This is a genomic window from Actinomadura sediminis, from assembly GCF_042675525.1.
GTDB classification, from domain to species: domain Bacteria; phylum Actinomycetota; class Actinomycetes; order Streptosporangiales; family Streptosporangiaceae; genus Spirillospora; species Spirillospora sediminis.
In genome coordinates this window covers 1-8,041 of the sequence record NZ_JBHTJA010000181.1, presented here as the reverse complement: position 1 = coordinate 8,041, position 8,041 = coordinate 1, and the positions used below count along the sequence as shown (strand labels likewise).

Genomic DNA, 8,041 nt, shown 5'->3' with positions numbered 1-8,041 from the left:
GGATCGATAAAGGCACTGGCTTTTAACACGCTGTTGAGTTCTCAAGAAACGGACACCCACCGCGCTCGGCCCGCTCTCGCGGCCCTCGCTCCGGGGCAACCCTTCTAACTTACCAGACTCGCTTCCCGTGTCAAGCGGACCGATCAAGATCGATTCGTTCGACGGAGGCTCGCCCGTCCCGCGTAACGACATCGCAGACCTGGAGCCTGCTCGATCGTCTCGTGGGATCGCCCTGCGGGCCGGCCGCCGTGTCGGCGTCCTGCATCCCGTTCCGGGCGTGTCAGGCCATCGTACATCAGCCCGAGCGTGACTCGAACCGGTTTTCCGTGACCCGACGTCCCCGGGGCCGACCGCCTTGCGGCGTTCTGCATCCCCTCGGGGCAGGAAGAACATTAGAGCGCCCTTGCCGACCCGTCAAACCGGGCCCTCGCGCCACTCTCTCCGACAATGCTCTCGGAGGCCCATTTCTTCCCGTCATCACCCCAGTTCACAACCTATGTGCGCGAGGTCACGCTTGGGGTACCGTCACAGGCCCGTGCCCCGAGCGTCCCGTTCACCGGCGGTTCGGACGGTCGGGCGGTGCGGGCCCGCGGTCCGGCCCGGCAGGGAACCGGCCGGAGTGAGGAGGAGCGCCTCGTGAGTGTGTCCGTCGGAATCCGCGCTTCGGCAGAACGTCTGGTGGTCGCGGCGACCATGGGGCCGACGATCCACGACGTGCACGCCTGGCGGCTGAAGGTCGTGCCCGGGCTGATCGAGGTCCACGCCGATCGCGGCAGGTTCCGCCCTACGGACGATCCGGGCGGGCGCGGGCTCCATCTCGGCAGCGGCGCGGTCCTGGTGAACCTGAGGCTCGCCGCCGCGCAGCTCGGGCACGTTCCCGTCGTACGGCTCCTGCCGGACGGCGAGCGGCCGACGCTCCTGGCGACCGTCCGGCTCGTGGGGCGGCATCGCGCGACCCGCGACGAGCGGCTGCTCTATGCGGCGACGCTGCGCCCGTTCACCCCGCCGGTCGCGGGGAGCCGTCCCTCGGCGGCGGTCCTCAACGAGCTCGGCGAGGCGGCACGCCTGGAGGGCGCGACGCTCCACGTCCTGGCGGCCGGTGCCGGCGACGGGGTGCGGCGGGCGCTGCTGACGACGCGGGGCGACTCCCCCGCGGAGTGGCTGCGGGCCGGGCAGGCGCTGCAGCGGGTGATGCTCGCCGGGACGGTGCGGTCCGTCTCCACGTCGTTCGCGTACGGGAGGCACGGTCTCCCCCACGTGGCGGATCCGATGGAACCGGGCGAGGTTCCGCAGGTGTCGGTCACGTTCGCCGGGGCCGGTCCCGCGCGGCTATTCGAGGCGGCGGTAGGCGGACAGGACGAACGAGAGGGGCACCGCGAGCGGGTCGGGTAGTGGTTCGAGGCGTTCCCGGAGGGACTCTTCCGGCACGTGGTGCGCGCTGGGCCCCATCCCCACGAGGGTGGTGATCTCCTCGTGGGAGAGGACGGCCTCCGCGTCCAGGCGCTCGCGGCCGTCCGGCTTGAAGTAGCCGGCCAGCGCCGCGTCGGTGCGCTCGATCTTGTGTTCGTCGATCGAGATCAGTCCGAGCGACTCCACGAGCGGCCCGAGGTGGCCCGGTGAGGGGGTCACGGCGAACAGCGGCCCGTCGGGGCGCAGGACGCGGTGGAACTCGGCGGCGTTGCGGGGGGCGAAGACGTTGACGACGACGTCGGCGGCGCCGTCCCGCATCGGGAGCGGGCGCCACAGGTCGGCGACGACGGCGCCGGCGCGCGGGTGGGCCTTGGCGGCGCGGCGCGCGGCGTGCTTGGAGATGTCGATCGCGAGGCCGACCGCGCCGGGCGTCCGGTCGAGGACGCCGGCCAGGTAGTACCCGGTGCCGGCGCCCGCGTCGAGGACGCAGCCGGGACCGTCCAGGGTCCCGGCGACCGTCCGGGCGAGCCGGTCGAGGAGCGGGGCGAAATGGCCCGCGCTCAGGAACGCGGCGCGGGCCCGGACCATCTCCGGGGTGTCGGCGGTGCCGGGGCGGGCGTTGCCCGGGAGCAGGTTCGCGTAGCCCTGCCGTGCGATGTCGAAGGCGTGTCCGGACGGGCAGTGCAGCCGGCCTTCCGTCATCGCGAGGTCCGCTCCGCACACGGGGCACACCAGGTATGGCACGACATCGACGAGCATCCGTCCATCATCGTCCATCCACCGGGCGGAACGGGCGGCGCGGCGGGCTTCTTTGCCATCGTGCCGCCGCGGATTCGATCAAGCGTCCCCGTTCCGTCACCCGGTGGGCGTCCCGCTCGTCACCCGCGCGGGACGCGCGGGCGAGCCCGGTGGGGAACGGTCCTGCGAGCCCCGCCGTTCCACCGGCACGTGGCCGGCTTCACCCTCGTCAGGACTTCATCCGGGCGCGGACGTCGTCCATGTCGAGGCCGCGGACCTGCTCGATGACGTTCTCCAGGACGGGTTCGGGCAGCGCCCCGGGCTCCGCGAAGACGATCACGCCGTCGCGGATGGCCATGAGCGTGGGGATCGAGGCGATGCGGAACCGCTCCGAGAGCTCGGGTTCGGCCTCGGTGTCGACCTTGCCGAACACGATGTCGTCGTGCTTGCCCGACGACTTCTCGTACACGGGGGCGAACTGGCGGCAGGGGCCGCACCAGGACGCCCAGAAGTCGACCAGCACGATCCCGTCGCCCTGGGCCACCTCGTCGAAGTTGTCCACGGTGAGGTTCACGGTCGCCATGTCGGATTCTCCTCAGTCGGGGTATCAGGTCCGTAGAGCGGCTTACAGCCTCGGAGTATTCCCCGCCGGGAATCACAGAGCGGTAATTAGCGTTGTCCCCGTAGGGAGATCGCACCGGAGAAGGGTCAGGATGGCTGCAACCCGTACCAAGGGCGACAGGGTCGACGTGACCGACAAGGACCTTGTCGGGGCGTACCTCGACCGGATCGGCCGAACCCCCCTGCTTGACGCGGAGGAAGAGGTCGACCTGGCGAAGGCGATCGAAGGGGGCCTGTACGCCGAACAGCTCCTCGAGGAGGGGAACGTGCCCGAGGGCGTGTCCCGCGAGGAGCTGGAGGAGTTGACCGCGGCGGGGCTGCGCGCGAAGCAGCGCTTCGTCGAGGCCAACCTGCGGCTCGTGGTCTCGATCGCCCGCAAGTACCCGACCGATTCGTTGCCCCTCATCGACCTCATCCAGGAGGGGAACCTGGGGCTGATGCGCGCGGTGGAGAAGTTCGACTACCGGCGCGGCTTCAAGTTCTCCACGTACGCGACGTGGTGGATCAGGCAGGCGATCGGGCGCGGGCTGAGTCACACGGCCCGCACGATCCGGTTGCCGGTCCACGTGGAGGAGGAGCTTTCCCGGTTGCGGCGCGCCGAGCGGCAGCTGGGCCGCGAGCTGGGCCGGGAACCGACCCGGGAGGAGCTCGCGGGGGCGCTGAGCGCCGACGCCGAGCATGTGGACGAGCTGCTGCGCTGGCGGCGGGACCCGGCGAGCCTGGACGCGACCGTCGACGACGCCGGCGAGACGCCGATGGGCGACCTGCTGGAGGATCCCGACGCCGTCACGCCGGAGGCGGAGATCCTCGCGCTGGACGACATCGAGGGTCTCGGGCGGCTGCTGGACCGGCTGCCGGAGCGGGAGGCCGCGATCCTGCGGGCCCGGTTCGGGATGGACAGCGGCCAGCCCCTGTCGTACGCGCAGATCGGCGCCCGGTACGGCCTGAGCCACAACCGGGTGCGGCAGATCACCGACCGGTCGCTGCGGCGCCTGCGGCAGCTGGCGAACGAGACGGACCTGAGCGGCCGCCGGGCGCTGGTGGGCGCGCAGGCCGCGGCGGACGGCCCCGCCCGGGCCGGCGCCGGCATCCGCGCCGCGTGAGCGGCGGCCGCGGGCCCGCACGACGGTCCGGACACCTCGCACCGGGCGGTCCCGAGAAGGGGCCGCCCGGTTCGCTTTTCCGGATGTCGGCCGACGCCGGTCCGGGCGGATGGCCCCGCCGCGCCGGACCGTGCCATAGCCTTTCCACGTGAGTACTTCCACCGCCTCTGGGGATCTGGACGCTTGGCGCTCCCTCCCCGCCCTCCAGCAGCCCGAATGGGACGATCCGGACGAACTCCGGGCGGTCGCGGCCGAGCTCGCCGCGCAGCCGCCGCTCGTCTTCGCCGGTGAGTGCGACCAGCTCAAGGCCCGGCTCGCGGACGTGGCGCGCGGCGAGGCGTTCGTCCTGCAGGGCGGCGACTGCGCCGAGACGTTCGAGGGGTCGAACGCCGACGCCGTGAAGAACAAGCTGAAGACCCTGCTGCAGATGGCGGTCGTGCTCACCTACGCCGCCAGCGTCCCGGTCGTGAAGATCGGGCGGATGGCGGGGCAGTTCGCCAAGCCGCGGTCCAAGCCCGTGGAGGTGCGCGGCGGCGTCGAGCTGCCCGCGTACCGGGGCGACGCCGTCAACGGGTTCGCGTTCGACGCCGAGTCGCGCCGCAACGACCCGCGGCGGCTGCTGAAGGCGTACCACTGCTCGGCGGTGACGCTGAACCTGTGCCGGGCGTTCACCAAGGGCGGGTACGCCGACCTGCGGCAGGTGCACACCTGGAACCGCGACTTCGTGCAGCAGAGCCCGGCCGGGCGCAGCTACGAGCGGCTCGCGGGCGAGATCGACCGGGCGCTGACGTTCATGAAGGCGTGCGGGGCGAACCCCGACGAGTTCCACGGGGTGGAGTTCTACTCCAGCCACGAGGCGCTGCTGCTGGAGTACGAGCGGGCGCTGACCCGGATCGACAGCCTGAGCGGCCGTCCGTACGACGTGTCGGCGCACTTCCTGTGGATCGGCGAGCGCACCCGGCAGCTGGACGGCGCGCACGTGGAGTTCCTCCGGCACATCAGCAACCCGATCGGGGTGAAGCTGGGCCCGACGACGTCGGCGGACGACGCGCTGGCGCTGATCGACAGGCTGAACCCGGACGGGGAGCCGGGGCGGCTCACGTTCGTCACCCGCATGGGCGCGGGCAAGATCCGGGACGCGCTGCCGCCGCTGATCGAGAAGGTGCACCAGAGCGGCGCGCCGGTGGCGTGGGTGTGCGACCCGATGCACGGCAACACGTTCGAGGCGCCGAGCGGGCACAAGACGCGCCGTCTGGACGACGTCCTGGACGAGGTCGCGGGTTTCTTCGAGGTGCACCGGGCGCTCGGCACGCACCCGGGCGGGATCCACATCGAGTTCACCGGGGACGACGTGACCGAGTGCGTCGGCGGCGGTCACGGGCTCGTCGAGGACGATCTGCACCAGCGGTACGAGACGGCCTGCGACCCGCGGCTGAACCGCGGGCAGTCGCTCGACCTGGCGTTCATGGTCGCGGAGCTGTACCGCAAGTCCGTCTGACCCCGAGCGCGCGCCCGGTCGTCCCCGTGCGGGGCGGCCGGGCGCCGTCGTGCCGGGGGGTCGTGCCGGGGGCGTGCCGGGGTTTCCGTCAGATGCTGACCTCGGCCCAGACGACCTTGCCGCCGGTGACGGGGTCGGCGCCCCAGGACGTGGCGAACCGGTCGACGATGAACAGGCCGCGGTGCGACTCGTCCAGGGGGCCGGGGACGGTGAGGCGGGGGAGCTGGGCGGCGCGGTCGCGGACCTCGACGCGGACGCGGCCGGCACCGCGCAGCAGCCGCAGCTCCAGTGCCGTCCCGGCGTGCCGGACGGCGTTGGCCACCAGCTCGGCCACGATCGCGGTGACGAGTTCCTCGCGTTCCATGAGGGCCCATGTGCGCATGGTGCGGGCGGCGAGGCGGCGCGCGTACTCGACCGCCTCGGTCTGCGGCGCCGCGCGCAGCGTGGTCTCGGTCATCGGGTCGGTCACTCCGCCCGCTCGCCGTTCTGCATCGGGTCCCGTTCCGTCATGTCCCGAACTCCCGTGTGCCGGTCACCGTCCGCCGTCGGACGCCGTCTCCTCCGCCGTGTCCTCCATGAGGAACCGGTCGAGGCCGGTCGTGCGCAGGACGTTCTCGACCCGTCCGTAGGCGCCGGTGACGGTGAGAGTGGCGTTCTGCACGCGCGCGTGCTTGTACGCGCGGACGAGAACGTTCAGGCCGGACGAGTCGCAGAAGTCGACCGCGGCGAGATCGACCACGACCGCCCGCTCCCCCGCGTCCACGAGTTCGGTCAGCCGTGAGCGCAGCTCGTCGGAGGAATTCAGGTCGATGGAACCGCGCGCGGTGATCGTCGCGCGGCCGTCCTGTCGTGTCGTGTGCAAGGCAAGCCCCACGCCACCCCACCTTACCGATCGTTGGTGTCCATCATGACGCCCGCAGAACTATCAGGGCAACGTCGTCGTTCGACGGCTCGGGGCCGAAGTCGCGCACCGCACGCTGGATGCGGGCGGCGACGGCTCCCGCGCTGAGCCCGGTGCAGCCGGCCAGCAGCCGCTCGAGCCCGTTCCCGTCGCCGAGCAGGCGGCCGCCGGAGCGTCGCTCGGTGACTCCGTCGGTCACGCACAGCAGCACCTCCCCGCGGCGGAGTTCGACCGTATCGGTATGGAAGCCGACGTCGTCGAACACCCCCAGCAGCGGCTGCGACGAGGCGGCTTCGCGCACGTCGCCGTCCGGGTCGAGGATCAGCGGCGGCGGGTGCCCGGCGCTGGAGAGCCGGATGGTGACGCCGTCGCGGGCGCGGCGGGCGGTGATCTCGCCGTGCAGGAGGGTGAGCAGCCGCCCGCGCTCGCCCTCGGCGAGGATGAGCCGGTTGAGCCGGCCGAGCACGTCCGGGACGGACATGTCCTCGGCGGCGAGGATCCGCAGCGCGGTCCGGGCCAGGCCGGTGACGGCGGCGGCCTCGGGGCCGGTGCCGCACACGTCGCCGATCGCGAACCGCCAGCGTCCGGACGCGGGGTCCTCGAGCGGGCCGCCGCCGGGGCCGCTCTCGAACACGTCGTAGAAGTCGCCGCCGACCTCGCTGCCCTCCCCCGCGGGCTCGTACACCACGGCGACCTCGAGGCCGGGGATCTCGGGGATGGCGGGCGGCAGGAGACTGCGCTGCAGGGCGCTGCTCATGGCGGTCTGCGCGGAGAACAGGCGCGCGTTGTCGACGGCGAGGGCGGCGCGGCGGCTGAGTTCCTCGGCGAGCTCGATCGCGCTGCGGGCGAAGCGGTCGCCGGCGGGGCGGCCGATGAGGATGGTGCCGATGCGCCGCCCGCGCGCGATCAGCGGGAACGCGTAGACCTGGTCGGCGGCGGTGTCGCCGGCGGCGGCGCGGACGTCCGCGGGCGCCTCGGCGAAGCCGTGCCAGGGGCCGGGGACGTCCATGGCGGGGGCGGGCCCGGCCGCGTCGAGCAGGGCGCGCAGGCCGTCGGCGCGGTTCTCGTCGGCGTGCCACACGTAGGCGAGGCGGGCCGGTTCGGCGTCGGCGTCGGTGTAGACGGCGCACCAGGTGGCGAGCCGGGGCACGACGAGCTGCGCGACGAGCGCCATCGTGCGTTCCTGGTCGAGGGTGCCGGCGAGCAGGTCGCTGGCCTCGGCGACGAAGCTGAGCCAGCCGCGCCAGGACCGTTCCAGTTCACCGACCCGGGCCTTCTCCAGGGAGAGCGACAGTTCTTCGGCGAGCCGTCCGGTCCGGGCCGCGTCGGCCTCGGTGAAGCGGTCCGGGGCGGTGGAGACGGCGACGAGGAGGCCGGTGAGGCGGCCCTGGGACTCCAGCGGCGCCGCGGTGACCGACCGGGCCCGCAGCGCGACGGCGATCGGGTCGGCGGCGTCCGCGGCGACCCAGTGCGATCCGGCGCGGACGGCGGGCGCGAGCCCGGCGACCGACAGCTCGCCGAGGGGGATCTCGGCGGCGGTGCCGCCGGACGCGCCCATGACGAACCGTCCGTCGCGCTCGGTGAGCAGGATGGCCGCGCCCTCGGCGCCGAGCATCTCGCGGACGGCGGCGACGCCGTCCTGCATGGATTCGACGGCGGCGGGCGAGCGGAGCAGCCGGGCGCCGTCCGCGGGGACCTCGCCGACGCCCTCGCCGGCGACGCGCGCGTCCGCGGCCCCGGCGGCCTCGGCCACCGGGTCCGCCTCGTGGG

8 protein-coding genes are annotated in these 8,041 nt (G+C 73.1%); 3 read left to right on the top strand and 5 right to left on the bottom strand.

Annotated features, from left to right (window positions below):
• Window positions 1–636: 636 nt before the first annotated feature.
• Window positions 637–1,392 (top strand): hypothetical protein, encoded by a 756-nt coding sequence (locus ACFQ11_RS36505; protein WP_378307316.1) that lies wholly within the window; start codon window positions 637–639, stop codon window positions 1,390–1,392.
• Here ACFQ11_RS36505 and ACFQ11_RS36500 read toward each other — a convergent pair.
• Together ACFQ11_RS36500 and ACFQ11_RS36495 are read right to left on the bottom strand one after the other, a co-directional pair.
• Window positions 1,330–2,169 (bottom strand): putative RNA methyltransferase, encoded by an 840-nt coding sequence (locus ACFQ11_RS36500; protein ID WP_378307314.1) that lies wholly within the window; start codon window positions 2,167–2,169, stop codon window positions 1,330–1,332. The two genes, ACFQ11_RS36505 and ACFQ11_RS36500, sit on opposite strands and share 63 nt — an antisense overlap.
• A gap of 208 nt (window positions 2,170–2,377) precedes the next feature.
• The gene (locus tag ACFQ11_RS36495; RefSeq protein WP_378307312.1) at window positions 2,378–2,731 is read right to left on the bottom strand and encodes a thioredoxin family protein; all 354 of its coding nucleotides are present in this window, start codon (window positions 2,729–2,731) and stop codon (window positions 2,378–2,380) included.
• Between the two features lie 130 nt (window positions 2,732–2,861).
• Between ACFQ11_RS36495 and ACFQ11_RS36490 the strand changes: the two genes are divergently transcribed.
• Window positions 2,862–3,872, top strand: coding sequence for a sigma-70 family RNA polymerase sigma factor (locus ACFQ11_RS36490; protein WP_378307310.1), 1,011 nt, complete (start codon window positions 2,862–2,864; stop codon window positions 3,870–3,872).
• A gap of 148 nt (window positions 3,873–4,020) precedes the next feature.
• Complete coding sequence (locus ACFQ11_RS36485) at window positions 4,021–5,370, top strand: class II 3-deoxy-7-phosphoheptulonate synthase (protein WP_378307308.1); 1,350 nt, start codon at window positions 4,021–4,023, stop codon at window positions 5,368–5,370.
• 88 nt (window positions 5,371–5,458) lie between these two features.
• Here ACFQ11_RS36485 and ACFQ11_RS36480 read toward each other — a convergent pair whose 3' ends face one another.
• The 3 genes from ACFQ11_RS36480 to ACFQ11_RS36470 all read right to left on the bottom strand — a co-directional run.
• Window positions 5,459–5,827: an ATP-binding protein gene (locus tag ACFQ11_RS36480; protein ID WP_034517645.1), complete on the bottom strand. Its 369-nt coding sequence runs from the start codon at window positions 5,825–5,827 to the stop codon at window positions 5,459–5,461.
• A 75-nt stretch (window positions 5,828–5,902) separates the two neighbouring features.
• Window positions 5,903–6,244, bottom strand: a complete 342-nt coding sequence (locus ACFQ11_RS36475; protein WP_378307305.1) for an STAS domain-containing protein — start codon at window positions 6,242–6,244, stop codon at window positions 5,903–5,905.
• Between the two features lie 31 nt (window positions 6,245–6,275).
• Window positions 6,276–8,041 (bottom strand): SpoIIE family protein phosphatase (locus ACFQ11_RS36470; RefSeq protein WP_378307303.1); only part of this gene is annotated, 1,766 nt, incomplete at its 5' end.